Origin of the sequence: Cyanobium sp. Aljojuca 7D2 (assembly GCF_024346415.1) — a bacterium.
In the GTDB taxonomy this organism is placed as follows: Bacteria; Cyanobacteriota; Cyanobacteriia; order PCC-6307; family Cyanobiaceae; genus Cyanobium_A.
The window spans coordinates 58,556-80,949 of the sequence record NZ_JAGQCX010000001.1; the positions used below are offsets into that span (position 1 = coordinate 58,556).

21 protein-coding genes and 1 pseudogene are annotated in these 22,394 nt (G+C 68.5%); 5 read left to right on the top strand and 17 right to left on the bottom strand.

Going from position 1 to position 22,394, the window contains the following annotated elements; genetic code table 11:
- The 3 genes and pseudogenes from KBY57_RS00310 to KBY57_RS00320 form a co-directional block, all read right to left on the bottom strand.
- Positions 1 to 405 carry a transcriptional repressor gene (locus KBY57_RS00310; RefSeq protein ID WP_254994240.1) on the bottom strand — a complete coding sequence of 135 codons (405 nt, stop codon included), beginning with the start codon at positions 403 to 405 and terminating at the stop codon, positions 1 to 3.
- Between the two features lie 176 nt (positions 406 to 581).
- Positions 582 to 1,343, bottom strand: coding sequence for a 1-(5-phosphoribosyl)-5-[(5-phosphoribosylamino)methylideneamino]imidazole-4-carboxamide isomerase (hisA, locus tag KBY57_RS00315; protein WP_254994241.1), 762 nt, complete (start codon positions 1,341 to 1,343; stop codon positions 582 to 584).
- Positions 1,344 to 1,376: 33 nt separating this feature from the next.
- Positions 1,377 to 1,565: pseudogene (locus KBY57_RS00320) on the bottom strand (TIGR02450 family Trp-rich protein); the annotation flags it as partial.
- Positions 1,566 to 1,586: 21 nt separating this feature from the next.
- Here KBY57_RS00320 and KBY57_RS00325 point away from each other — a divergent pair.
- Together KBY57_RS00325 and KBY57_RS00330 are read left to right on the top strand one after the other, a co-directional pair.
- Entirely contained in the window at positions 1,587 to 2,528 is a 942-nt protein-coding gene (locus tag KBY57_RS00325) for an AEC family transporter (RefSeq protein WP_254993907.1), read from the top strand.
- 67 nt (positions 2,529 to 2,595) lie between these two features.
- Positions 2,596 to 3,519, top strand: a complete 924-nt coding sequence (locus KBY57_RS00330) for an NAD-dependent epimerase/dehydratase family protein (RefSeq protein ID WP_254993908.1) — start codon at positions 2,596 to 2,598, stop codon at positions 3,517 to 3,519.
- Here KBY57_RS00330 and KBY57_RS00335 read toward each other — a convergent pair.
- Positions 3,485 to 4,150, bottom strand: coding sequence for a carbonic anhydrase (locus tag KBY57_RS00335; RefSeq protein ID WP_254987114.1), 666 nt, complete (start codon positions 4,148 to 4,150; stop codon positions 3,485 to 3,487). The genes KBY57_RS00330 and KBY57_RS00335 overlap by 35 nt on opposite strands.
- Before the next feature lie 250 nt (positions 4,151 to 4,400).
- On the opposite strand from KBY57_RS00335, the gene ppk2 reads away from it, so the two are divergent.
- Positions 4,401 to 5,330: a polyphosphate kinase 2 gene (gene ppk2 / locus KBY57_RS00340; RefSeq protein ID WP_254993909.1), complete on the top strand. Its 930-nt coding sequence runs from the start codon at positions 4,401 to 4,403 to the stop codon at positions 5,328 to 5,330.
- Here ppk2 and KBY57_RS00345 read toward each other — a convergent pair.
- Positions 5,321 to 5,860, bottom strand: coding sequence for a CDP-alcohol phosphatidyltransferase family protein (locus tag KBY57_RS00345; protein ID WP_254993910.1), 540 nt, complete (start codon positions 5,858 to 5,860; stop codon positions 5,321 to 5,323). The genes ppk2 and KBY57_RS00345 overlap by 10 nt on opposite strands.
- Positions 5,861 to 5,938: 78 nt before the next feature.
- Between KBY57_RS00345 and KBY57_RS00350 the strand changes: the two genes are divergently transcribed.
- A complete protein-coding gene (locus tag KBY57_RS00350; protein ID WP_254987116.1) occupies positions 5,939 to 6,376 on the top strand; it encodes a CBS domain-containing protein in 438 nt (145 codons plus the stop codon).
- Here the strand turns inward: KBY57_RS00350 and KBY57_RS00355 are convergent, their stop codons facing one another.
- The 12 genes from KBY57_RS00355 to KBY57_RS00410 all read right to left on the bottom strand — a co-directional run bounded on the left by KBY57_RS00355 (position 6,377) and on the right by KBY57_RS00410 (position 21,153).
- On the bottom strand, positions 6,377 to 7,771 hold the full coding sequence (locus tag KBY57_RS00355; protein ID WP_254993911.1) for a hypothetical protein: 1,395 nt from the start codon (positions 7,769 to 7,771) through the stop codon (positions 6,377 to 6,379).
- 23 nt (positions 7,772 to 7,794) lie between these two features.
- Positions 7,795 to 8,463, bottom strand: a complete 669-nt coding sequence (gene pdeM, locus KBY57_RS00360; protein WP_254993912.1) for a ligase-associated DNA damage response endonuclease PdeM — start codon at positions 8,461 to 8,463, stop codon at positions 7,795 to 7,797.
- A 9-nt stretch (positions 8,464 to 8,472) separates the two neighbouring features.
- Positions 8,473 to 9,087 carry a glutathione S-transferase family protein gene (locus tag KBY57_RS00365; RefSeq protein WP_254993913.1) on the bottom strand — a complete coding sequence of 205 codons (615 nt, stop codon included), beginning with the start codon at positions 9,085 to 9,087 and terminating at the stop codon, positions 8,473 to 8,475.
- Between the two features lie 90 nt (positions 9,088 to 9,177).
- On the bottom strand, positions 9,178 to 9,684 hold the full coding sequence (locus tag KBY57_RS00370) for a gamma-glutamylcyclotransferase (protein WP_254993914.1): 507 nt from the start codon (positions 9,682 to 9,684) through the stop codon (positions 9,178 to 9,180).
- Positions 9,677 to 11,695, bottom strand: coding sequence for a CHASE domain-containing protein (locus KBY57_RS00375; RefSeq protein ID WP_254993915.1), 2,019 nt, complete (start codon positions 11,693 to 11,695; stop codon positions 9,677 to 9,679). Before KBY57_RS00375 ends, KBY57_RS00370 begins: the two co-directional genes overlap by 8 nt.
- Positions 11,696 to 11,781: 86 nt before the next feature.
- Positions 11,782 to 14,385: a ligase-associated DNA damage response DEXH box helicase gene (locus KBY57_RS00380; protein ID WP_254993916.1), complete on the bottom strand. Its 2,604-nt coding sequence runs from the start codon at positions 14,383 to 14,385 to the stop codon at positions 11,782 to 11,784.
- Positions 14,382 to 15,482: a type III polyketide synthase gene (locus KBY57_RS00385; RefSeq protein WP_254993917.1), complete on the bottom strand. Its 1,101-nt coding sequence runs from the start codon at positions 15,480 to 15,482 to the stop codon at positions 14,382 to 14,384. The genes KBY57_RS00380 and KBY57_RS00385 overlap by 4 nt, the downstream gene beginning before the upstream one ends.
- Entirely contained in the window at positions 15,473 to 16,660 is a 1,188-nt protein-coding gene (locus KBY57_RS00390) for an NAD(P)/FAD-dependent oxidoreductase (RefSeq protein WP_254993918.1), read from the bottom strand. Before KBY57_RS00390 ends, KBY57_RS00385 begins: the two co-directional genes overlap by 10 nt.
- Positions 16,653 to 17,420 (bottom strand): methyltransferase domain-containing protein, encoded by a 768-nt coding sequence (locus tag KBY57_RS00395; protein ID WP_254993920.1) that lies wholly within the window; start codon positions 17,418 to 17,420, stop codon positions 16,653 to 16,655. The genes KBY57_RS00390 and KBY57_RS00395 overlap by 8 nt, the downstream gene beginning before the upstream one ends.
- A 58-nt stretch (positions 17,421 to 17,478) precedes the next feature.
- Entirely contained in the window at positions 17,479 to 19,134 is a 1,656-nt protein-coding gene (locus KBY57_RS00400) for an ATP-dependent DNA ligase (RefSeq protein WP_254993921.1), read from the bottom strand.
- Between the two features lie 2 nt (positions 19,135 to 19,136).
- Positions 19,137 to 20,162 carry a ligase-associated DNA damage response exonuclease gene (locus tag KBY57_RS00405; RefSeq protein WP_254993923.1) on the bottom strand — a complete coding sequence of 342 codons (1,026 nt, stop codon included), beginning with the start codon at positions 20,160 to 20,162 and terminating at the stop codon, positions 19,137 to 19,139.
- Positions 20,163 to 20,196: 34 nt separating this feature from the next.
- Positions 20,197 to 21,153 (bottom strand): aldo/keto reductase, encoded by a 957-nt coding sequence (locus KBY57_RS00410; protein ID WP_254993924.1) that lies wholly within the window; start codon positions 21,151 to 21,153, stop codon positions 20,197 to 20,199.
- Positions 21,154 to 21,310: 157 nt separating this feature from the next.
- On the opposite strand from KBY57_RS00410, the gene KBY57_RS00415 reads away from it, so the two are divergent.
- Positions 21,311 to 22,393 carry a class I fructose-bisphosphate aldolase gene (locus KBY57_RS00415; RefSeq protein WP_254993925.1) on the top strand — a complete coding sequence of 361 codons (1,083 nt, stop codon included), beginning with the start codon at positions 21,311 to 21,313 and terminating at the stop codon, positions 22,391 to 22,393.
- Position 22,394 lies beyond the last annotated feature (1 nt).

Genomic DNA, 22,394 nt, shown 5'->3' on the forward strand with positions numbered 1-22,394 from the left:
TCAGGAATGATCGATGGCCGGTGGCCGGTGGTGACGGCTTGCGCGGGCCCGAGGGCGGCCGGTGAGGTGCAGGGTGTAGCTCTCGATGGCAAAGCCCGTATGGCGCTCGATCTGCTCGAGCAGCTCCCGGGGCAGTTCGACATCGAGGTCTTGAATGGCGCCCGATTCAACGCAGGTGAGGTGGCTGTGGGGGTCGCTGCGGTAGCCGTAGAGCCGCCCGCTGGCCCGATCCAGACACTCGATCACTCCGGCCGATTGCAGTGCTTCGAGGTTTTGGTACACCGAGGTGTGGCCGATGTTGCGGCCGAGGTTGTTGAGCTTCTCGAAGATGTCTCGGGCGCTGAGATGGCTTTTCTCGGCCCAGAGCAGATCGAGCACCATGCGGCGCTGGCGGCTGAGCCGCATGCCCAGTTCCCGGCAGCGTTGATACACCTCATCCACGCTGGTGGCGCAGTCGAGGCTGGTGCTGGGCGGGGCCACACCGGCGGGTTGGGGAGGGGAAAGGGCGTCGACGATCACGCGACACACCTCAGGGAGTGTTACGCATTTATAGCCAACCCACACCCGATCCGCTTACGGGATCAGGCCACCGTGCTGGCGATGGGGTCCTGGAGGCGGCCGTCGCCAATGGCTTGCAGGGCTTCGGCCAGATCCACCCGCCCGTCGTAGAGGGCGCGGCCCACGATCACCCCCTCCACCCCCAGGGGCGCGAGGGCCAGCAGGGAGAGCAGGTGCTCCAGGGTGCCGATGCCGCCGGAGGCAATCACCGGCACGCTGCTGGCCTCGGCCATGGCGCGCAGAAAATCCAGGTTGGGCCCCGCGAGGGTGCCATCGGTGGCGATGTCGGTGCAGATCAGGGCCGCCAGGGGGCTGGCGCTGAAGCGGCGGGCCAGCTCGCTGGCGTCGGTGCTGCTCTCCTCAAGCCAGCCGCGGGTGGCCACCTTGCCGTTCTTGGCGTCGATGCCCACCACGATGCGGCCGGGGTGGTGGGTCGCCAGGGCCTCCACCAATTCGGGTTGCTCCAGCGCAACGGTGCCGAGGATCACCCGATCGAGGCCGCAGGCCAGCAGCTCCTCGGCCCGTTCGGCGCTGCGCACCCCGCCCCCGAGCTGCACCGGGATGTCCAGGGCGGCGGTGATCGCTTTCACCGCCACATCGTTGATGGGTTGGCCGGTTTTAGCGCCGTCGAGATCGACCAGGTGCAGCCGCTGGGCCCCCTGGCTCTGCCAGCTGAGGGCCTGGGCGACGGGGTCGTCGCCGAAGCGCGTCACCTGGTCGTAGTCACCCTGGTGCAGCCGCACGCAGTGCCCGTCGAGCAGATCGATGGCGGGAATGATCTGCATGGCGGGCGGTGGCGGCAACTGCTGCCAGCCAGGCTGCCAGAGCTGCCGATCGCCCAGCTCCCGCAGGGGCACCACCAGGCGAAATTGGCGCTCCAGCACCGCCTCGAGTTCCACGGCCCGCTCGCTGCCCTTGCCCCGCTCCCCCAGCAGGGCGAAGTGGCGGTAGCCGCGGGTCTGCGGCAGCACGGCGACTTGGGCGGTGTAGGCGGCACTGAGACGCATGGCGCCATCCTGGAGCCTGCGGTGCGTCGGGTGTTGGGGTTGGCCTTGGCGTTTCTGCTCGAGCTGGTGCCTGCTCTGTTGCTAGGGATGCTGCTGGCGCCGCGTTGGCCCGATTTGGCCGGTGTGCTGGCACCGCCCCTGGTGCGCTGGGGGGTGCCCTTCAGCCTGATGGGGCTGCTGCTGCGCAGCTGCCTGCACTGGGATGTGCTGGAGATGGGCGTACTGGCGCTGGCCGCCGTTGGCAGCGGCTTGCTGGTGGTGCAGCGCTGGTGTTCCAGCCCCGCCGAGCGTTTTGGGGCGGTGGTGGGCAACACGGCCTATTTCGGCATCCCTGCGGCGCTGGCCCTGTTGCCCCCGCAGGCCCTGAGCTACGCGATCAGCTACGACCTGGCCGGCACCCTGTTCACCTGGACCATCGGTCCCTCGCTGATGGCCCAGCGCCGTCTGGCTCTGCAACCGCTCCTCACCGCTCTGGTGAGGAGCCCGGCCAGCCAGGGGCTGCTGGGGGCGGCCCTGCTGCAGCTGTCGCCCTGGGATGGGGTGCTCGCGGCCTGGTTGTGGTGGCCTGCCCGGGCGGTGGTGTGGCTGTCGCTGGTGGTGCTGGGGTTGCGCATCGCTCCGGTGTTGGGCCGCCCCCTGCCCTTTGGGGTGCTGGTCAGCATGGCGATCAAGCTGGTGCTGTTTCCCCTGGCGGTGCTGGTGATGGCTGTGCTGCTGCGGCTGCCGCCATTGCTGCTCGCTCCTCTGGTGCTGCAGGCGGCGGCGCCCACCGCCGTGGCGGTGCTGCTGCTGGCCGAATCCGTGGGGTCTGATGCTGGTGCCGATAGCGCAGTAGATACCCGGCGGCCGGCGGCCCTGGTGCTGTGGAGCACCTTGGCTGCGCTGCTGACGGTGCCGCTCTGGGCCTGGCTGCTGCAGCTTCTGGGTCTGAGTACGGGCTTAAGCACCGGCGCCAGCGCCTGAAGGATCCCCAGAGCGGAACGCAGCCCAGAATGACGCCGCGTTTCACGGCCCGCCGGCGGGCATCGGCATGGACATCCTGGTGATGGGCGGCACACGCTTCGTGGGCAAACCGCTGGTGGAGCGCCTGCAGGCTGCGGGGCATGCCCTCACCCTGTTCACCCGGGGCAACAAGCCAGCGCCGGCAGGGGTGGAGCACCTGATCGGCGACCGCACCACTCCGGATGGACTGCAGCGGCTCGATGGTCGCCGCTTCGACGTGATCGTCGACAGCTCCGGCCGCACGCTTGACGACTCCCGCGCCGTGATCGAACGCACCGGCTCCCCCAGTCACCGGTTTGTGTATGTGAGCTCAGCCGGTGTGTATGCCGACAGCGAGCTGTGGCCCCTGGATGAGGACAGCCCCACCGATCCGGCCAGCCGCCACGCCGGCAAGGCCGACACCGAGGCCTGGCTGCGCAGCGAGGGGATTCTCTTCACCAGCTTCCGGCCCACCTACATCGTGGGCCCGGGCAATTACAACCCGGTGGAAAGCTGGTTCTTTGACCGGATCGTGCACGGCCGGCCGGTGCCCCTGCCCGGTGATGGCAGCACCATCACCCAGCTGGGCCACGTGCGCGACCTGGCCTGTGCCATGGCCCGCTGCATCGAGGTGGAGGCCGCCGCCAACCGCATCTACAACTGCACGGGCCGCCAGGGCGTCACCTTCCGCGGCCTGGTGGAGGCCGCCGCCCGCGCCGCCGGCCAGGATCCGGCGACGGTGGAGATCCGCAGCTTCGATCCCGCAGGCCTGGACAAGAAAGCCCGTAAGGCCTTCCCCCTACGGCTGGCCCACTTCCTCACCGACATCACCCGGGTGCGGCGCGAACTGGCCTGGGAGCCGGAGTTTGACCTCGAGGCCACCCTGGCTGACAGCTACACCCACGACTACGCCCAGCGGATGCCCACCAGCCCCGATTTCAGCGCTGATGCGGCGTTGCTGGGCGAAGGCTGAGGTCGGGGCACGGTTCCGGATAACGAATCGGCTCCACCCTGCCCATCCAGTCGATCGAGGAGCTGTGGAGGTCGTAATAGCCGGCCACCACGGCGAGCTGACCGGCCCGCAGGCGATCGGTTAGCAGCACGCTGGAGTGCACCAGATTTCCAGCGGCGCTCAAGGTGTGGCGCCGGCAGGATTCCTCCAGCGAGAGCTGATCGCCGTATTGCAACAGCTCCATGCGCAGTTGCCCCACCACCTGGGCCAGGCTCGGGGTCAGGAGCAGTTCAGGGTGAAGAGCCGCCGATACGGCGCCGCAGGCTTCGTGACCTAGCACGACAATTAAGGGCACGCCCAGATGCCCCACCGCATATTCCAGCGAGGCAATCGCCGCCGTGGTGCTCATCGTGCCGGCATTGCGTACAACAAAGAGATCACCGAAACCGGTGTCGAACAGCAGCTCCACCGGGACTCTCGAATCTGCACAGCCCAGAACCGCTGCCCGCGGATGTTGTCCCTCCACCACCGCCTGCATGCGTTGCCGCGTGCTGTGGGGGTGGAGGGAATGCCCCTCAAGAAACCGGCGGTGACCCTGCTGCAACCAAGCCAGCACCGATTCGGGATTGATCCAGGTTTGAGGTTTAGCCAAGGCTCAGGCGTGACATGGACAACAGGTCATGGCCTGTGAAGAAAGGTATGCGTTTTTCCTGAAGGTAGCGATCGCTGCTTTGGCAGCTTCAGTTTGGCGATAGGTGATTTCCAGTGTGTGTGTTGATCCATGGCCAGTGAAAAAAAATCAGACCGAGAGGGCATCCGACACCAGTTCTGAGCAGGGTTCGGAGGCCGCTTCCAACGCTCTGGATATGCCGTCGCCGAAGTTGAAGCTGCTGTCTAAGAAAATGAAAAAGAAGAAAGGCAAGAAACAGGTTGAACGGGCTGAATCGACCAACAAGAAAACTTTGTCAGCAGATGCCGCTGGAAACGGCAGCGATCGCTACCACCCGTCGCCGATCTTGGACGACTTTTCGAGCCACTCCGAGGGCCGGCCTCCGAAACTAGACCGCAACATTTACGAAAACGAGCTGGCCCGATTGCAGGTGGAGCTGGTGAAGATGCAGTACTGGATCAAGCACACCGGATACCGCCTGATCATCTTGTTTGAGGGGCGTGATGCCGCCGGCAAGGGCGGCACGATCAAACGCGTGACCGAGCCGCTGAATCCCCGTGGATGCAAGGTGGTGGCCCTCGGCACCCCTTCAGACCAGCAGAAGAGCCAGTGGTATTTCCAGCGCTATGTGGAACATTTCCCCGCTGCCGGCGAGATGGTGTTGTTTGATCGCTCCTGGTACAACCGCGCCGGGGTGGAGAAGGTGATGGGCTTCTGCAGCCCGGAGCAGGTGGAGGAATTCATGCAGTCCTGTCCGGAATTCGAACGCATGCTCGTGCGCAGTGGCATCACCTTGCTGAAGTATTGGTTTTCGGTGAGCGATGAGGAGCAGGAAGTGCGCTTTCGCTCAAGGCTCAAGGATCCGGCGCGCCGCTGGAAGCTCAGTCCGATGGATCTGGAATCTCGGGATCGCTGGGTGGAGTTTTCCCGTGCTAAGGACGACATGTTTGCCCGCTCCAACATTCCTGAGGCTCCCTGGTTCACGGTGGAGGCCGATGACAAGCGACGGGCCCGGCTCAATTGCATCCGCCACATTCTCAGCAAGGTGCCCTACGTGGACATGACCCCCGAGGCGATCGAACTGCCACCGCGCAAGAGCGTTGGCGATTACCAGCGCCCACCACTGAATGAACAGTTTTTTGTGCCCAATGTTTATGGCTGATCGACCTTGCGCAGGTAGCCCCAGGCCGAGCTGAGCGCCAGCAGCAGCGACGGCCAGAACAGCCACCAGCCCATCAGCTGGGCCCAGCCGGCGCCGCTCCAGGGCCAGAGCAGCAGCAGCAAACTCCCAAACTGCAGGATCGTTTTGGCTTTGCCGCCCCGGGAGGCCGGCCCGCCGCCTGTGGCACCGCTGCGCCAGCCGGAAATCAGCAGCTCCCGGGCCAGCAGCAGCCAGATCGCCCACAGGGGCAGCAGGCCCTCGGCCCCGATCCAGAGCAGGGGGGCGACGATCAGGATTTTGTCGGTGAGGGGATCGAGTCGGGCGCCCCAGGTTGAGCCGCCACCGGCGCGGCGGGCCAGCACGCCGTCGGCCCAGTCGCTCAGCCCCCCCAGCAGCAGCAGCCACCAGCCCAGGGCCAGCTGGTTGCTCGTGAGAGCCAGGATCAGCGGCAGGCCCAGCAGGGCGCGGCCCACGGTGAGGCCATCGGCCAGGCGGCGCAGTTTCCGTGGCTCGATCCCTTGTGTCGTCATGGTGCTCGCCAGGCTCGGCCCCAGAATGGCTCCAGTCTTGAGTGCTGGCCCGTGGTGCAACAGCTGGTTTCCGCCGTGATGTCGGCCCCGGTGCTGAGCGTCACCGCCGGCAGCCCCCTTCAGGAGGCGGTGCAGCTGATGAGCGAGCACCACATCAGCGGTCTGCCGGTGGTGGATGGGGCGGGGGTACTCGTGGGTGAACTCACCGAGCAGGACCTGATGGTGCGGGAGAGCGGTTTCCAGCCCGGGCCCTACGTGATGCTGCTCGATGCGGTGATCTACCTGCGCAACCCGCTCAGCTGGGACAAGGAGGTGCACCAGGTGCTCGGCAGCACCGTGGGCGAGGTGATGAATGCCAAGGTGCACACCTGCAGCGCCGACCTGCCCCTGCCGGCGGCGGCAAGCCTGCTGCATGAGCGCAGCACCCAACGCCTGTTTGTGCTCGATGGCGAGCGCCACCCCGTGGGTGTGCTCACCCGTGGCGATGTGGTGCGGGCGCTGGCGGCGGCGGGCTGATCAGGGTTGCGGTAAGGGTGGTGGTGGTGGAGCCCCGGGCAGCTGTCCCCCCACCACGACGGGTTCTGTTGCACGGCTTGTTGCACCAGGAGCCGGAGAACCTGGCGCAATCTGCTGTCCATCCAGGGATGCGGCACCCTCGCCTTGCGAGGGCTCTTCCCCCTCTGGCAGCACTGCGCCTTCCGGCAGCACCAGCGGCTGGGGCAGGTCGGCGGGCAGGCCAAGGGTTTCCAGCTCCACCCCGGTGATCGCCGGGCTGGCGCCCGCCTGCTCCTGGCGTTGCCGTAGGGCCAGGGGGTCGGCGCTGATCAGTGGCTCCCGCAGGGGCGCCTTGGCTCGCGCCCGCAGGGGATCCTTGGGCCCCAGGGGCGCCCAGATCAGCTGGGCAACGGGCTCCACGCCCTGCTCCATCAGCCGGTTGAAGCCGGCCAGGGCCCGGTCCACCAGCTGGCCGCCCAGGGTTTGGCCGCATTGAAAGGGATTGCCGCAGCCCTCGGCCGCCGTGCGCCCCGCCAGGCCGGCCAGCAGCGATCCCTGGAGGGGTATGGCACGCCGGCTCAGCCGCAGCAGGTAAGGCACGTGCACAAAGCTGGTGGCGCCACCGCTGATCCAGTTGGCATCGGCCGCGCTGAAGCCCTTCTGGCCCGGAATGATGAAGCGGCTCTTGGAGGCGTGGTCGGGCAGGTAGGCCGCCCGCAGCCCGCGCTGACGTGCCAGGGAGCGGGTTTGCTCCAGGGTGAGGCCATCGCGGCTCATCAGCGCCTCCAACCGGCCGTCGGGGCGCAGGCCGATCACCATGCGGATCCGGGGCAGGAAGTAGCGGATCTGCTGCCCCATCGAGATGCTGTACGCGCCTTTGTAGGCCGCGGGGGGCTGCTCCAGGTCGTTGTAAACGCTGTGCAACCCGCCGATGAAGCTGTCGAAGCGTTGGGCGCGCTCGCTCGTGAGTTCGCCGTAGCCGAACTCCACGCCGCCATCGCGGCGGATCCCCACAAAGGCCCGTTGGCGGGCGGCGGTGCGGTTGCGGCCGCGCCAGATCCGATCGCCCAGCTTGATGTCGCCCAGGGGCACCGTGATCTCCCGCCCCCTCTCATCGACATGGCGCTCGTACATCGGCCCGGAGATGAAGGCCAGGGCCTGGCTGTCGGCGAAGGCCTCCTGCTCCCGGTCCCAGCCTTCAAACAGTTGGAGTCGCACCTCTCGGGGGTCGAAATCGAGGGCGTAGACGCTGTCGTCGGGCTGATAGCGGAAGGGCACCCCGTCGGCGCTGGTGAGCAGGGGTGCTCCGGCCCTGGGGCCCGTCAGGGGTGGTGCGATCGCCACCAGAAAGCTGAGAAATCCCGCCGGCACGGCCACCACCAGCGACCGCTTGCGTTGCCACAGCGGTCGTCTCACCGCGGTGCGTTCAGGCAGAGGGGTCAGGCGGTTGGGGTGTTGCTGGGGGCTGCTTGCGTCCACTCCACAACGGCGCCATCCGCCACCAGCCAGATCTGATCACGTTGGGAGCAGGGATGGCCTCCCGTCAAGCGACCGAAGGCGGGCAGGGCCAGGCGCTCCTGGCGCATGCAGTAGCTGAAACAGGGCAGCCGCAGCCGATCAGCGCCCCGGCCCACCACTGCCACCGGATGGAGATGGCCGCAGAGGTTGAGGAATCCAGTCCGCGGTTCCGGGTGGTGGCTCAGCCACCAGGGTCCAAGCGCCTGGGAGGGCTCCTGCGGTAGCCCGGCGATCCAGCTGCCGTGGTCGTGGTTGCCTCCGATCAGCCGGAGCGGGCAGCCGAGCAGCTCGGGTAGGGCATCCAGCTTGGCCCGCAGCTCGGCGGTGAGCCCCAGGCGGCTGTGGATCAGATCCCCAAGCACCACCACCTGCTGGGGTTGCCAGCAGTGGGCCAGATCCAGCAGGGCGTTGAGAGTGCTGCCATCGCCATCGCTGGGCAGGGGGATGCCGTGGGCTTGGAAGGTTTCCGCCTTGCCCAGGTGCAGGTCGGCCACCAGCAGGGTGCGGTGCTGCGGCTCCCACACCGCCGGGGCCCCCAGCAGCTGCAACACCTGACCCTGCCAGGTGAAGGGGGCGCTGTCAGTGGCCATCAATCCCCCTCACGCCAGCCCCATCACCCGCCGGTAGGCCGGACGCGCCTGGGTGGCGGCGATGGTGGCCTGCACGTTGGGGTAGGCCGATAGATCGACCTGGGGGAAAAAGATCGGCAGGTAGGCCAGGTAGGCATTCACGGCGCAGTCGGCGACGGTCCAGGTGGGGTTGCCCCAGGGACCGGCCAGCAGGGAGTGTTCCTCTGCGAGCAGACCGTCGAGCACGGTCATCAGCCGGGGAAACTCCCGCTCCCGGTTGGATGGCACAAACAGGGCCACCGCCAGGGTGGCGTTGGCAAACAGGATCCACTGGGCCGCCAGGGCACGCTGGGCCGCTACCTCCGCAGCCGTGCCGTTGAAATCCTGGCCGTGATGGTCGGCGAGGTGCAGCAGGATCGCGCCGCTTTCAAACAATTGCAGCGGCTTCCCGCCCGGCGCCCGCAGGCTGTCATCCACCAGCGCCGGCACCTTGGCGAAGGGGTTGATGGCGGTGAAGGGCGGCTGCCGGTGCTCACCGGCCTCCAGGTCGAGCTGGATCCACTGGTAGGGGATGCCCTTTTCCTCCAGATACCAGCGGGGCATCGAGGCGCGGCTGCGGGCGCCGCCGTAGAGCGTCAAGCCCATGGAGTGTTGTTGTGCTTGCAGCGCTGATTCTCGGTTGCAGGCTGGTTGGCTCCTCGCCGAGCCCGAGGATCACACGTGCAGTAGTGAGGCTCAGGGCATTGCCTCAGCCCGCCGCCAGCGGGCCAGGCGCGGCCCGCCCCAATGACCGCTGGGGATCTGCGGCACGTGGCGCACCTGGGCGGCACGGCCCAGATACACCCAGGCACCGCGTCCATCGCAGAGCGTGCGCCAGTGGCGCTGGAACAGCCGCGGGGCGCCCTCTAGCCGGTCGAGTTGCGTCAAGGTGGATCCATTCACCTGGTAGAGCTCCCCGCGAAGCGGATTGGAGAGCTCTGGGGATGGGGCCATCTCCGCCTCCATCTCCACCGCCATCTCCACGGCCATTGGGAAGGGCCCCAGGTCGAACAGCTGCACGCCGTCCAGAGTGGCCTCACCCAGCCAGGTGGCCCCAGCCAGCCAGTGGTGGTTGGCCTGGTCGCGTTTGAGGCTGCCGTAGACGAACACCATGGATGACTCCAGCACCATGGACGACTCAAGCCCCGTCATGCCGTGGCCTTGGCCGGGGATAATCGCCGTGCATGCAGCCACCTCAGTCATGACCATTGCCCTGTTGATCGCCTTGGCCGGATCCCTGGTGCTGATGGCCGTGATCGTCAAGCGGCTCGAGCAGGCCTGAAGCCTGCTCAGGCAGGGGCTGGGGCCCGTCGCAGAGCTGCACAGGGCTGATTTTGGCGCGCTTGGCTGCATACATGGCGTTGTCGGCGGCGGCCAGCAGCTGTTCGCAGCTGTTGCCGTGCTCCGGATAGCGGGCGATGCCCACGCTGGCGGAGATTTTGATGCTGGGGTCGAGTTCGTTGTAGGGGGCCCTGCTGGCTTCCACCAATTTCCAGGCCATGCCCATGAGCTCGTCGGAGCTGCCCGCTTCCGGCACCACCACGACAAACTCATCGCCTCCCTGACGGCAGAGCAGGTCGCCTTCGCGGATCACCTTGCGAAAGCGTTCGGCCACGAGCTGCAGCACCCGGTCGCCCACGTTGTGGCCGAAACGGTCGTTGACGGGCTTGAAGTCGTCGAGGTCGAGATAGAGCAGGGCCACTCCATGGCCATGGCGTTTGGCCAGGGCTAGATGGCGCTCCAGTTGCTCCATCATCATCGAGCGGTTGGCCAATCCGGTCAGGGTGTCGTGCTGGGCCAGGAAGCGCACGGCCTGTTCGGCCTGCTGGCGCTCAGTTACGTCCTGGAGCATCCCCACGTAGTACTGGGGCTCCAGGTCGTCGTCGCGGACGGTGGAAATGCTGAGGTGATGGCAGCGGATCTCACCGCTGCGCACCCGGTTCCAGATGTCGCCTTCCCAGAAGCCCTTGTGGATCAGTTGATCCCACATCTGCTGGTAGAAGGCGTTGTCGTGGAGCCCCGATTTGAGCAGGCTGGTGCGCTGCCCCTTGATTTCTGAAATGCGGTAGCCGGTGAGTTGGGTGAAGGCGTTGTTGGCCATCAGGATCCGGCCTTCGGGATTGCTGACGACAATCCCCTGACCGCTTTCCTCAAACACCGTGCTGGCCAGGGCCCGCTCCTGGGCGGCGGCTTCGCTGATCGCCAGGGCTTCGCGGGTGGCGAGATGGTTGGTGACGAGGATCCGGGTGAGCAGGGCTGCCACCAGGCTGCTGCCCAGCCCCACCAGCAGATTCATCCAATAGGCATTGTCGATGCCGTTTGGCCCCACCAGTCGGGGCGCGAGCTGAACGCCCACCAGCCAGGTGCGCCCAGCAACCTCGATGGTCTCGTAGCTGGGATGGCGCAGCTCGTTGCGGCGCAGCAGCTTGAGGTTGTCGAACAGAACGCGGTTGGCATCGAGTTGGTCGCCGTCGATCACGACCACGCCGGTACCGGCCATGTCGGGGCTATCGATGCCGGCAATGGCACTGTTCACCACGTCGTTCATGCGCAGGGGGGAATAGGCCCAACCCAGCAACTCCCGCCGGTTGGATCCCGGCACTTGCCCCCGATCGGCATAGATCGGCAGATAGATCAGTACGCCCCGTTGCAGGTCCTCCTGGGTTTCCTGCACGAGTTGCACCTTGGCTGTGAGGCTGGCATTGCCGGTGTGCCAGGCCCGCTGCATGGCCTGCCGCCGCACGGGCTCGGTATACATGTCGAAACCGAACGCCCGTTGGTTGCGCCAGTCGAAGGGCTCGAGAAATTCAATGGCGCTGTAGTCGGCCCGCCGGCCCGCCGGCTGTACACGGAAATCGGGAAACCCTTCGCTGCGGATCCGTGCCTCATAGGCCGGTAGCTGGGCGCCCGGGATCCAGCGGGCGAAGCCCACGCCTTGTACGCCCTTGAGTTGGGCAGTGTTGAGGGCGACGGTTTCGTAAAAGGTGGTGAATTCCTGGCGATCCACCGCGTTGGACGCGTTGAACAGCCCCACCACGGCGGCGAGCAAGGCGATGTTGACCTCCAGCTTGCTGCGTACCGCATCCACCACGTTGTTGAGCAGGGTGGTCTCGGTGCGCAGGTGCTTTTGGACGCCGAAACGCCGGGTCTGCTCGCAGACGGCCATGGTGAGAATCAGGCCCCCCGCTAGCACCAGCACTGGCAGCAGAGACACTGGACGTTGCCGCCGCCCCAGGTCCAAGAGCTGCCGGATCAGGATTCGGGGCCGTACTCGCACAAGGCCAATCCTGACGAGCTTTTTTAGACCCTAGACATCCCTGTCTCCACCCGTTCGGCATCCTGACGGAGCCGTTCCAGGCGGCTCAGCAGGGATTCATTGCTCATGCGGTTGTTGAGGCGCTCCGCCAGCAGAGGAAAGGCCAGGGGGCCGGGTCTGGGGGTGCGCTCCAGCTGCAATGTGCAGCGTTGCAGCCGCTTCAGGGCTCCAGTGATTCTGGGCAGGTCCAGTTGTTCGCTCAGAACCTCAGCCCGGGCCTGCGCCACCAACCGATTGTCGGGCTCGTGACGGTTGAACACATCAAACAGCAGGGCGGCGCTGATCTGCAGCTGGCCGCCCGATTTGGACTGCCCCGGATAGCCGTTTCGGACCAAGCCACTGATCTGGGCAATGGCCCGGAAGCGGCGGCGGCAGAGCTCCGAGAGGTTGACGGCCTGCTGCAGATCAGCCTCCAGATTGGTGCTGTCCAGCAGGACATCGCCGTGGAGGTCGAACAGCTCCTCAAACGGGTAGCCCTTCGGGGCTAGCAGCTCGAAGCCGTAGTCGTTCACCGACACGGTGATGGTGCTGGGTTGCTCGCGGGCCAGGCGCCAGGCCCAGAGAAAGCCCAGGCCCTCATGCACGAAGCGGCCCTCAAAGGGATAGGCATAGAGATGGCTGCCCTCCCGGCTGCGGCACACCTCCACCAGAAACTCCTCGCTGCGGGGTAGCCGCGACAGCTGGACCTGGCGTTGCAGCAGGGGTTCCAGCGCCTGCAGTTCCGGGCTGTCGAGGCTGGCTTTTCCCGCCAGAGCGCGGGCACAGCGGTCGACCTCGGCCCGCAGGTGTTGGCTGAGCAGATCGGAGAGGGCCATCTGGCCGCCGGCCCAGGCGGGCACCGTGGAGCTCTTTTTGGTGGTGGCTTTCACCAGGGCCGTCATCTCGCGCAGGCGCACGAATTCCAGCTGGCGCCCGGCAAAGAAGAACACATCGCCGGCTTTGAGCCGGCCGATGAAGGCCTCCTCCACGTGGCCGAGCACGGCGCCGCGCACAAAGCGCACCGTCACGGCGCGGTCGGCGGTGATCGTGCCGATGTGGAGCCGGTGCAGCCGGGCGATGGCCTTCTCCTGCACCCGGTAGAGAAAGGGCTCATCGCTGCCGGCCGCAATGGGCTCGCGTTCGAGCTTGCGGTAGCGGGGATAGGCGCCGAGGCAGTCGCCCCCCTGCTCAAGAAAGCGCAGGCACCACTGCCAGTCGGCATCACTGAGCTGGCGGTAGCTCCAGGCCGTGCGCACCGCCGCCAGCTCCTGGGCCGGCTCGAAGCCCGGGCCGCAGGCCAGGCTGGTGAGGTGCTGGAGCAGCACGTCGATCGGGGCTGCCGGCGGACGGCGCTCCTCCACCAATCCCGCGGCCAGGCCCCGCCGCAGGGCACTCAGCTCCAGCAGCTCGAGGGCATGGGTGGGCATGAACAGCACCTGGGAGGTGCCGCCGGGGTTGTGGGCGCTGCGGCCGGCCCGCTGCAACAGCCGCGCCACGTTTTTGGCCGAGCCGATCTGCACGACCCGCTCCACCGGCTGGAAGTCGACGCCCAGATCCAGGGAGCTGGTGGCCACCACCCAGCGCAGGGCGCCATTTTTGACCCCTGCCTCGATCGCTTCGCGCTCGGCCCGGTCGATGGCGCTGTGGTGCAGGGCCAGGGCGCCCTCCATCTCCGGGCAGGCGTAGCGCAGGCACTGGTGCCAGCGCTCGGCCTGGTTGCGGGTGTTGGTGAACAGCAGGGTGGACACCCCGGGCTCCAACGCAGCAACCAGCTCCTCGTACATGCGCAGGCCCAGATGGCCGGCCCAGGGGAAGCCGTCGATGCTCTCGGGGAGGAGGCTGCGGATCGCCGTGGCCCGGGCGATCGGCGCGGTGATCAGGCAGGGCTCGGGGCCCGCACCGACGGCAGTGTGGGCCGCTTCCTTGAGGTTGCCGATCGTGGCGCTGATCGCCCAGGTGCGCAGACCGGGCCGCTGCCGCCGCAGCCAGCTCAGGCAGAGCTCGGTTTGGCTGCCGCGCTTGCTGCCCATCAGCTCGTGCCACTCATCCAGCACCACCGCCTGCAGCCCGCTGAACAGCTCGGGCGCCTGGGGATTGGCCAGCAGCAGGCTGAGGGATTCGGGGGTGGTGATCAGGATCTGGGGCGGGGTGCGCAGCTGCCGGGTGCGCTCGCTGCTGGCGGTGTCGCCATTGCGGATGCCCACCTGCAGCGGCCAGCCCATGGCTTCGATCGGCGCTTCGATGGCGAGGGCCAGGTCGCGGCTGAGGGCCCGCAGGGGGGTGATGTAGAGCAGCCGCAGGCCCTGGATGTTGGTTTGGGGTGTGGTGGTGCGTCGGGGGCGCTTGTTGTTTTCAGACTCTCCCTGTTTCTGTACGGTCTGTACGGAATCCTGGACACGGCGCTGCGTTGTGTCTGCCCCCTGCTGCACGGCGAGCATCTCGGCGATCGGACCCATCACAGCGGCATAGGTCTTGCCGGAGCCGGTGGGCACTTGGATCAGGCCGCTCTTACCGGCGAGGTAGGCCGCCCAGGCCTGGCGCTGAAACGGCAGCGGCGTCCAGCCCTGCTGGCTGAACCAGGCCTCGATGGGAGCCATGGACAGCGTCATGCAGAGGCCAGCTCCAGCAGGGCCACCTCGGCGCAGAGCCCCGGCCCGAAGGCCAGGGCCAGGCACGGGCCGGGAACCGCCGCGCGGCGCAGGCGATCGAGGATGAACAGGATCGTGGCCGACGACATGTTGCCGTGCTCCTGCAGCACGGCCTGGGATGCGGCGATCTGGTGGGGCTCCAGCTGGAGGGCGGCGGCGCAGGCCTGCAGGATGCGCGGGCCGCCGGGGTGCACCGCCCAGCTGGCGATGTCCGCCAGGCGGAGGCGCCTGGGTTGCAGCCAGTGCTCGAGCCAGGGACGCAGCTGGGCGGCCACCGCCTCCGGCACCCGCGAGGAGAGGCCCATCTCGAAGCCGTGGTCGCCGATCTGCCAGTGCATCAAGTCGGCGGTGTGGGGGATCACGGTGGAGCCGGTGGCCAGCAGGTTGAGGCCAGAGCCAGGGCTGGGGTTTGCGGGCCTAGCGGTGGCCACCAGGGCGGCGGCCCCGTCGGCGAACAGGGCATTGGCCACCACTTTCTCCGGATCCCAGCCGTAATACAGGTGCAGGCTGCACAGTTCCACCGCACAGAGCAGCACCACCGCATCGGCATCGGCCTCCACAAAGGCCTGGGCCACCCGCAGACCGTTGAGGGCGCCGTGGCAGCCCATGAAGCCCACGTGGGTGCGCTGCACCCCTGCATCCAGGCCGAGCTGGTGGACCAGGGCCAGATCCAATCCCGGCGCCTGGAAGCCCGTGCAGCACACGGTGATCAGATGGGTGATCCGGTGGGCCTCGATCGCCGCCTCAGCCAGGGCGCCGCGCACCGCGTCCAGGGCCAGGGGAGCGGCATGGTCGGCGAATGCGGCCATGCGGGCGGCGGTGGTGGGGCTCTGGTTGCCGTAGAAGGGCAGCCGCTCGGCGCTGGGCTGCTGCCCTGCGGTGCCTGTGGCCAGCACGCTGCCGCGCTGGAGCACCTGGGTGCGGCCCTGGATCCGCCGCACCAGGGCGGCCCGGCTGCCGTTGTCGGCACTCACCCGTTCGGCCAGGGCCATGGCTTCGGCTTGGTTCACCTGGTGGGGCGGAGTGGCGGTGCCGATGCCGCGGATGCTCAGGGGCATGGCGACACCTGCAGGGAGGGGACAGTCACATGGTTGAGCTGGGCCACCAGCTGCTCGGCGACGGCCGGCAGGTGTTGGCTGACGCCAAAGGCCACGGCGGTGGCCCCCGGCTGGCGCAGCAGCAGGGCCAGGCCGCGGCAGAGCCGTTGGCGGCGGCCAATCTGCTGGCGCAGCTCCCGCTGCCAGCGGCGTTCCAGGGCTGGGCTCCAGCACTCCAGCCCCGCCAGCACCAGGGGCGCCGCAGCAGCGCCGGCGGTGAGAGCCCAGGCCATGCCTTCGCCGGTGAAGGGCTCCACGTAGCCCGCCGCGTCGCCCAGCACCAGAAAGCGCTTGCCGGCGACCACCGCAGCGCGGCGGCTGAGGGCGGGGGTGAGCTGCCAGCGCGCCTGCTCCAGCCCCAACGGGATCGGGAAGCCGGCGCTCGTCAGCACCGTTCGGGCTGCAGCGGCTGCACCGCCGCTGCTGCTTGGGCCAGGACACTGGATTGCCTGGCGATCGAAGGCCGCCGCCAGGTTGAGCTGGCCATCCTCCCGCCGCACCAGCCCCACGTAGCCCTCTCGGCCGATGGCCATGTGGATGCGGCCGGACGGATAGGCGGCCGCCGCGCTGGGCAGCACGCAGCCCGCCCCGATCCGGGAGTGACGCTGGATGATCGGGGCACCGGCCTCGCCGGCGGGGATGCAGCGCTGGGCCAGGCCGGCGGCCACCAGCACCACCTTGGCCCGCACCGATTGGGGCAGGCGACTGCCGCGCTCGTGCAGCGTCACGGCTCGCCCGGTGGCGTCCGCCGGGCCCAGCTGGGCCGTGGTGCTGGCCCGGAAGCTGGCGCCCGCGGCGACCGCCGCCTCCACCAGGGCCTGGTCGAACCGCTCCCGCGAAAGGGCGCGGCCATCGGGCAGGGCCAGTGACGCCTGCCGGCCCCGGTGGCCCAGTTGCAGCCGCCGCAGCGGCACACCACCCTGGCTCTCGATCAGCTGGCCCTGCCCCACCGCCGCCAGCACCGCCTGGGCCTGGGCATTGAGGCAGCAGCCACACACCTTCCAGCGGGGAAAGGCCCGCTTCTCCACCAGCAACACCCGCAGCCCCCGCTGGGCCAGATCCAGGGCCGCCAGGCCACCGGCCGGGCCTGCTCCCACCACCACCACATCCCAGCCGTTGGCATGCTGCAACTCAGCCATGGCCTTGCCCCAGACCACGCTCCCAGCACAACAGGTAACGCTCGGGCCAGCAGCGCTGCAGGGCGGCTCCAGCGAGTCCGGCCCGCTCGGCCATCGCCAGCACCTCCGCCGGTTGAAAGGCGGCGCGCACCGAGAGGAGCCCATCGGTGTGCACAACCCAGGAGCGGCTGAGCAGGTGGGTGCCGGCCCAGGCCAGGGCATACCCCACGCGGCTGCGGATCAGGTCGTTCACCAGCACCAGGTGGCGGGCCCGCTGGGCCATCAGCGCCAGCAGCCGCTCGGCATCGGCGTCGGGGAGGTGGTGCAGAAACAGGGAACAGAACACCACGTCGGCCTCGCCCGGCGCTGGGGGAGCGGCGAGGGCATCGGCGCAGAAGAACTCCACCGGCGCGCCGCGCCGTTGGGCATTGGCCTCGGCGATTCGCACCGCCTCCGGGTTGAGATCGCAGGCGCGCAGCTCCAGGGCCAGGCCCCGTTGCTGCGCCATCAGGGCTAGGTCGATGGCGGTGTCGCCGCCACCGCAGGCCAGCTCCAGCACCTGCAGCGGTGCATCACCCCGGCGGCGGGCCAGCGCCTCAATCGGTTTCAGCAGGCTCGCCGCCAGGCCGCTGATGCGATTGATGCGCCGCAGCCCGGCCAGGGCACGGGCGTGTTCGGCCGGATCCAACCCCGGCTGATCCATCATCTCCGGTTGGCGATCGCGCCGCTGCAGGTCCTGGCCCGGTGGCGTGGCGGAGGGCGTGGGCGCAGCCGTGGGCATGGGCTCAGCCGAGGGGTTCAGCCCATGATGGGCAGGTTGCGAACGATGTTGCGGTGCCTCAGGGCTGCAGCAGCGCCAGGGCAGTGGCGAGGGTGTCGGCCTCGCTGGCGGGTTTGTCGTGGCGCCAGCGGCGGATGCGGGGAAAGCGCACCGCCAGGCCGCTCTTGTGGCGTGGTGAGCGCTGCAGCCCCTCGAAGGCCAACTCGAACACCTGCTCGGGCTCCACGGCCCGCACCGGGCCGAAGCGCTCGCTGGTGTGCTGACGGATCCAGCGATCCAGGGCTGTGATCTCGCCATCGTCGAGGCCGGAGTAGGCCTTGGCGAAGCTCACCAGCTGGGCGGGTTGGCCGGGATCCGCCGGCGATCGATCCCACAGCCCGAAGGTGTAGTCAGTGAACAGGTTGGCCCGGCGACCGCTGCCGGCCTGGGCATAGAGCAGCACTGCATCCAGCGTGTAGGGATCGCGCTTGTGCTTCCACCAGTGGCCGCGTTTGCGGCCGGCCAGATAGGGCGATTCCAGCGCCTTGAGCATCAGGCCCTCGGCGGCGGCGGCGCTGGCCTGCTGGCGCAGCGGCTCGAGCTGCGTCCAGCTGTCTAGCGAGAGCCGGGGGGACAGGCGCAGGAGCCCGGCTTCCGGGGTGGGTGTCGTCTGCTGGAGCTGCTGGTGGAGTTCCTCCAGGGCGGCCCGGCGTTGGCTCAGGGGCCTGGGGCGCCAGTCTTCGCCCCCTCGCTCCAGCAGGTCGTAGGCCACAAAGCTGGCTGGGCACTCCGCCAGCAGCTTGCGGCCCGGTGCCTTGCGGCCGAGGCGACGCTGCAGTTGGGCAAAGGGGGCCGGGCGCTCGGTGCCCTGGGGCCACACGAGCACCTCGCCGTCGAGCACGGTGCCCTCGTCCAGGCAGCCGGCCGCCGTGATCAGCTCGGGGAAGGCGGCGTTGATCAGCTCCTCGCCGCGGCTCCACAGAAAGCTCTCGCCGCTGCGGCGGATCAGTTGGCCGCGGATGCCGTCGAATTTCCATTCCGCCAGCCAGGCGCTGGAAGGGCCGGGTAGAGGAGCGGCGGCGTCGGGGAGTTCCAGCGGTGCGGCCAGGAAAAATGGATAGGGGCGGCTGGGCAGCGCTGCGCCTTGGTCGGTTGGGGCCAGCAGGGCCAGAAAGGCCTCGGCGCTGGCTTCAAAGCCCCCCATCAAGCGGTGCTGCAGCAGGGCTTCCTCCAGGCCGCTCAGGCGTGCCAGTGCCCGCAGCACCAGGCCCTGGGCCACGCCCACCCGCAGGCCGCCGGTGAGCAGCTTGTTGGCCACCAGCAGCTCGCCGGGGCTCAGGCCCCGCCACAGCTGCCGCACCGCTTCGGCCTGCGCGACCCCGTCCAGGGCTGCGGCGGCAGGTAAAAGCTCCCCCATCCAATCGTGGAGGGGGCGCTCCGCCCGTGCCTCCTGGTTGGAGGGCTGCCAAAGCAGCGCGATGATTTCGGCCGAGTCGCCAACGTGGGCGTAGCAGTCGTCGAACAGCCATTCCGGGATGGGGGAGCCCTCCAGGCAGATCTGGCGCAGCCGCCGGCCGGTGATCAGCCGCTTGCCTTGTTTGCCCAGCAGCACGTGCAGGGCCCAGGCGGCATCGGCCGGATCGGCGCTGGAGAAGTAGGCGGCCAGGGCTGCGACCCGAGCACCCGTGCCGCTGCTTGCATCGAGCTCGCTGTAGAGCGCGGCGAAACGGCGCATGGTCAGGCGGCGGGGTCTGGGCTTTCGCGGCTGGGGCCATGGCCCCCCTCCAGCGGCTCGGCGCTGATCCCCTCCACCTCGCGCAGGTAGCGGGCCAGGCCATCGCTGTTGCCATGGGTCACGTACACCTGGCGGGCGCCGCTGTCGTTCACGCTGGCGATCAGGCCGGGCCAGTCGGCATGGTCGCTCATCACGAAGCCGCGCTCATAGCCCCGGCGGCGGCGGGCGCCGCGCACGGCCATCCAGCCGCTCACAAACGCCGTTTGCGGCAGCTTGAAGCGCTTCATCCACGGCGAGCGGTGGGCTGAGGGCGGGGCGATCACCAGCCGGCCTGCCAGGGATTCGCCCTTGGCGATGGCGCTCACGGGCTGCGTGGGCGGCAGCACCACACCGGCCTCGCGGTAGGCCGGCATCAGCGCCTCCACGGCGCCGTGCAACAGGATCTCGTCTTGGACACCGATGGCCGCCAGCTCAGCCAGGAGCCGCTGGGCCTTGCCGAAGGCATAGGCAAACAGGAGCGAGGGGCGCTCCGGCGCCGCCCGCCACCACGCCAGGATCTCCCGGGCCACCGCGGCGCCGCTCTGCCAGCGGTAGATCGGCAGGCCGAAGGTGGCCTCGCTGATGAACACATCGGCCTGCACGGGGTCAAACGGCGTGCAGCTGGGGTCGGCGCAGCGCTTGTAGTCGCCGCTCACCAGCCAGCTTTCGCCGCCTGCCTCCAGGCGGACCTGGGCGCTGCCGAGCACGTGGCCGGCGCTGTGGAACGACACCCGCGCGCCGCCGATGCGATGGGCCTGGCCGTAGTCGACTGGGATCAGGTTGATGCTGGCCCCGAGGCGCTGCCGCAGGATCGACTCGCTGGCGCCGATGGCCCAGTACTCGCCGCAGCCGGGCCGGGCGTGGTCGGCATGGGCATGGGTGATGAGGGCCCGGGGCACCGGCTGCCAGGGGTCGACCCAGGCCGCCGCCGCCGGGCAGTAGAGGCCCTGGGGGGTGAGCTCCAGCAGGCTGCCGGGGGGAAGGGGCATGGGAACGGTCGGTTGATGCGGTGGGCTCCGGGGATCAAGGTTCGTCCCAGAGGCTCTGCAGCGACCAGGGGCTGCCCTCCATCAGCCAGAACGATCCATCCACCAGGCGGAGGTGCTGATCAAGCTCGCTGATCCGCGCGAGATCGGCTGGCATCAGTTCGATCTTTGCTGCCGCGAGGTTCTCGCGCAGCCGCGCTGGGCTCACCGACTTGGGAATGGTGGAGATGCCGCTCTGGAGCTGCCAGGCGATCAGCACCTGGGCGGGGCTGCAGCCATGTTCCGCGGCGATCGCGCTGATCACCGGGTGCGCCAGCAGCTCGGGTTCATTGGCACCCTTGAGGGCGGCTGGACGGTCGCGAGAGCCCAGCGGTGAATAGGCGGTGATGTGAACCCCCTCGGCTGCGCAGTCGGCCAGCAGAGCCGGCTGTTGCAGCAGGGGGTGCCGTTCCACCTGATTCACCTCCGGCCGGATCCGGCAGTGGCTCAGCAGATCGTGGAGCTTGCGGCTGGAGACATTGCTCACGCCGATATGGCGGGTGAGCCCAGCCTCCAGGGCCCCTTCCATCCCCTCCCAGGTGGATCTGAGCGGCCCCTGCGCCGGTGGTAGAAAATCTTCCCCGCTGGAGGGAAAGGCCACGCCGGGCTTGATCGGCACCGGCCAGTGGATCAGGTAGAGATCCAGCCAAGCCAGGCCCAGATCCCCGAGGCTGCGGCGCAGCGCCGGTTCAACGTTGTCGCGGCCATGGGCATTGCACCAGAGCTTGGAGGTGATCCACAGCTCCTCGCGCCGCACCTCGCCGGCATCGATGGCGCTGCGGATCGCCTCGCCAATCTCCGGCTCGTTGCCGTAGACGCTGGCACAGTCGATGTGGCGGTAGCCCAGCCGGATGGCTTCCCGCACCGCAGCACCAACATCACCAGGAGCCGATTTCCAGGTGCCCAGTCCCAGCAGGGGCATGCGGTCGCCATTGGCGAAAGCAATGGTGCGCATGGGTAGCCGAGGGAGTGAATGACCTGGCTCGGGCACCCTAGGCAGCGTGGCGACACGTGGCTTCCCTGCCCCGACCACCCCCCTGCCTTCCCATCCAGTCCACCGTTGACGATGAGCGGCGGCCCGACTAGCCAGGGATCCCCCGACGGCAGCCGCCATGGCCCTGGATGATTTCCGCGATGAGCTCGCCGCCACCGCTGCGGCCCTGGCGGCCCCAGGCACGGGGCTGCTGGCGGCGGATGAATCCACCGGCACCATCGGCAAGCGCTTCGCGGCCATCGGCCTGGAGAACACCGAGGAGAACCGCCGCGCCTACCGCAGCCTTCTGGCCACCACCGCCGGCCTCAGCGACCACATCTCCGGCGTGATCCTTTACGAGGAAACCCTCTTTCAAGACAGCACCGCTGCGGCTGGCGGCGTGCCGCTTGTGGAGCTTTTTCAGCACCAGGGAATCGTGCCCGGCATCAAGGTGGATCAGGGGGTGGAACCCCTGGCTGGTGGGGTGCCCGGCGAGAGCTGGTGCACCGGGCTCAAGGGCCTGGGAGAGAGCGCAGCCCGTTACTACGCCCGTGGGGCGCGCTTCGCCAAGTGGCGCGCTGTGTTGCAGATCAGTGCCAGCGGCGCGCCATCGGAGCTGGCGGTGCGTGAGAACGCCTGGGGGCTGGCCCGCTACGCCCGCACGGTGCAGGAGCACGGCCTGGTGCCGATCGTGGAGCCTGAGATCTTGATGGATGGCGACCATGACATCACCACCACCGCCTCAGTGCAGGAGTGGGTTCTGCGCACCACCTACGAAGCCCTGGCGATGAATGGTGTGTTTCTCGAGGGGAGCCTGCTCAAACCCTCGATGACCTGCCCCGGCGCCGACTGCCCCCGGCAGGCGAGCGCCGAGGAGGTGGGGGAATTCACCCTGCGCACCCTCAGCCGCACCGTGCCTGCAGCGGTGCCGGCGATCCTGTTCCTCAGTGGCGGCCTCAGCGAGGAGGACGCCAGCCTCTGCCTCAACGCCATCAATCAGGTGGCGGCCCAGGAGGGCGCCCCCTGGCACTTGGGCTTCTCCTACGGTCGCGCCCTGCAGCACTCCTGCCTCAAGCACTGGGACGGCACGGATCAGGCGGCCGGCCAGGCGGCGTTGTTGGCCCGGGCCCGCGCCAACGGAGCGGCCAGCCGCGGCGTCTACGAGCCCGGCAGCGAGCCCTCCGACGACACCAGCTTGTTTGTGGCCAACTACAGCTACTGAC

Coding starts and splice junctions, on each gene's coding strand:
- KBY57_RS00310 (WP_254994240.1), bottom strand. CDS start 405: ATGCGGCTCAGCCGCCAGCGCCGCATGGTGCTCGATCTGCTCTGGGCC.
- hisA (WP_254994241.1), bottom strand. CDS start 1,343: ATGCAGATCATTCCCGCCATCGATCTGCTCGACGGGCACTGCGTGCGG.
- KBY57_RS00330 (WP_254993908.1), top strand. CDS start 2,596: ATGGACATCCTGGTGATGGGCGGCACACGCTTCGTGGGCAAACCGCTG.
- ppk2 (WP_254993909.1), top strand. CDS start 4,401: ATGAAAAAGAAGAAAGGCAAGAAACAGGTTGAACGGGCTGAATCGACC.
- KBY57_RS00345 (WP_254993910.1), bottom strand. CDS start 5,860: ATGACGACACAAGGGATCGAGCCACGGAAACTGCGCCGCCTGGCCGAT.
- KBY57_RS00350 (WP_254987116.1), top strand. CDS start 5,939: ATGTCGGCCCCGGTGCTGAGCGTCACCGCCGGCAGCCCCCTTCAGGAG.
- pdeM (WP_254993912.1), bottom strand. CDS start 8,463: ATGGCCACTGACAGCGCCCCCTTCACCTGGCAGGGTCAGGTGTTGCAG.
- KBY57_RS00365 (WP_254993913.1), bottom strand. CDS start 9,087: ATGGGCTTGACGCTCTACGGCGGCGCCCGCAGCCGCGCCTCGATGCCC.
- KBY57_RS00370 (WP_254993914.1), bottom strand. CDS start 9,684: ATGACTGAGGTGGCTGCATGCACGGCGATTATCCCCGGCCAAGGCCAC.
- KBY57_RS00380 (WP_254993916.1), bottom strand. CDS start 14,385: ATGACGCTGTCCATGGCTCCCATCGAGGCCTGGTTCAGCCAGCAGGGC.
- KBY57_RS00385 (WP_254993917.1), bottom strand. CDS start 15,482: ATGCCCCTGAGCATCCGCGGCATCGGCACCGCCACTCCGCCCCACCAG.
- KBY57_RS00390 (WP_254993918.1), bottom strand. CDS start 16,660: ATGGCTGAGTTGCAGCATGCCAACGGCTGGGATGTGGTGGTGGTGGGA.
- KBY57_RS00395 (WP_254993920.1), bottom strand. CDS start 17,420: ATGCCCACGGCTGCGCCCACGCCCTCCGCCACGCCACCGGGCCAGGAC.
- KBY57_RS00400 (WP_254993921.1), bottom strand. CDS start 19,134: ATGCGCCGTTTCGCCGCGCTCTACAGCGAGCTCGATGCAAGCAGCGGC.
- KBY57_RS00405 (WP_254993923.1), bottom strand. CDS start 20,162: ATGCCCCTTCCCCCCGGCAGCCTGCTGGAGCTCACCCCCCAGGGCCTC.
- KBY57_RS00410 (WP_254993924.1), bottom strand. CDS start 21,153: ATGCGCACCATTGCTTTCGCCAATGGCGACCGCATGCCCCTGCTGGGA.
- KBY57_RS00415 (WP_254993925.1), top strand. CDS start 21,311: ATGGCCCTGGATGATTTCCGCGATGAGCTCGCCGCCACCGCTGCGGCC.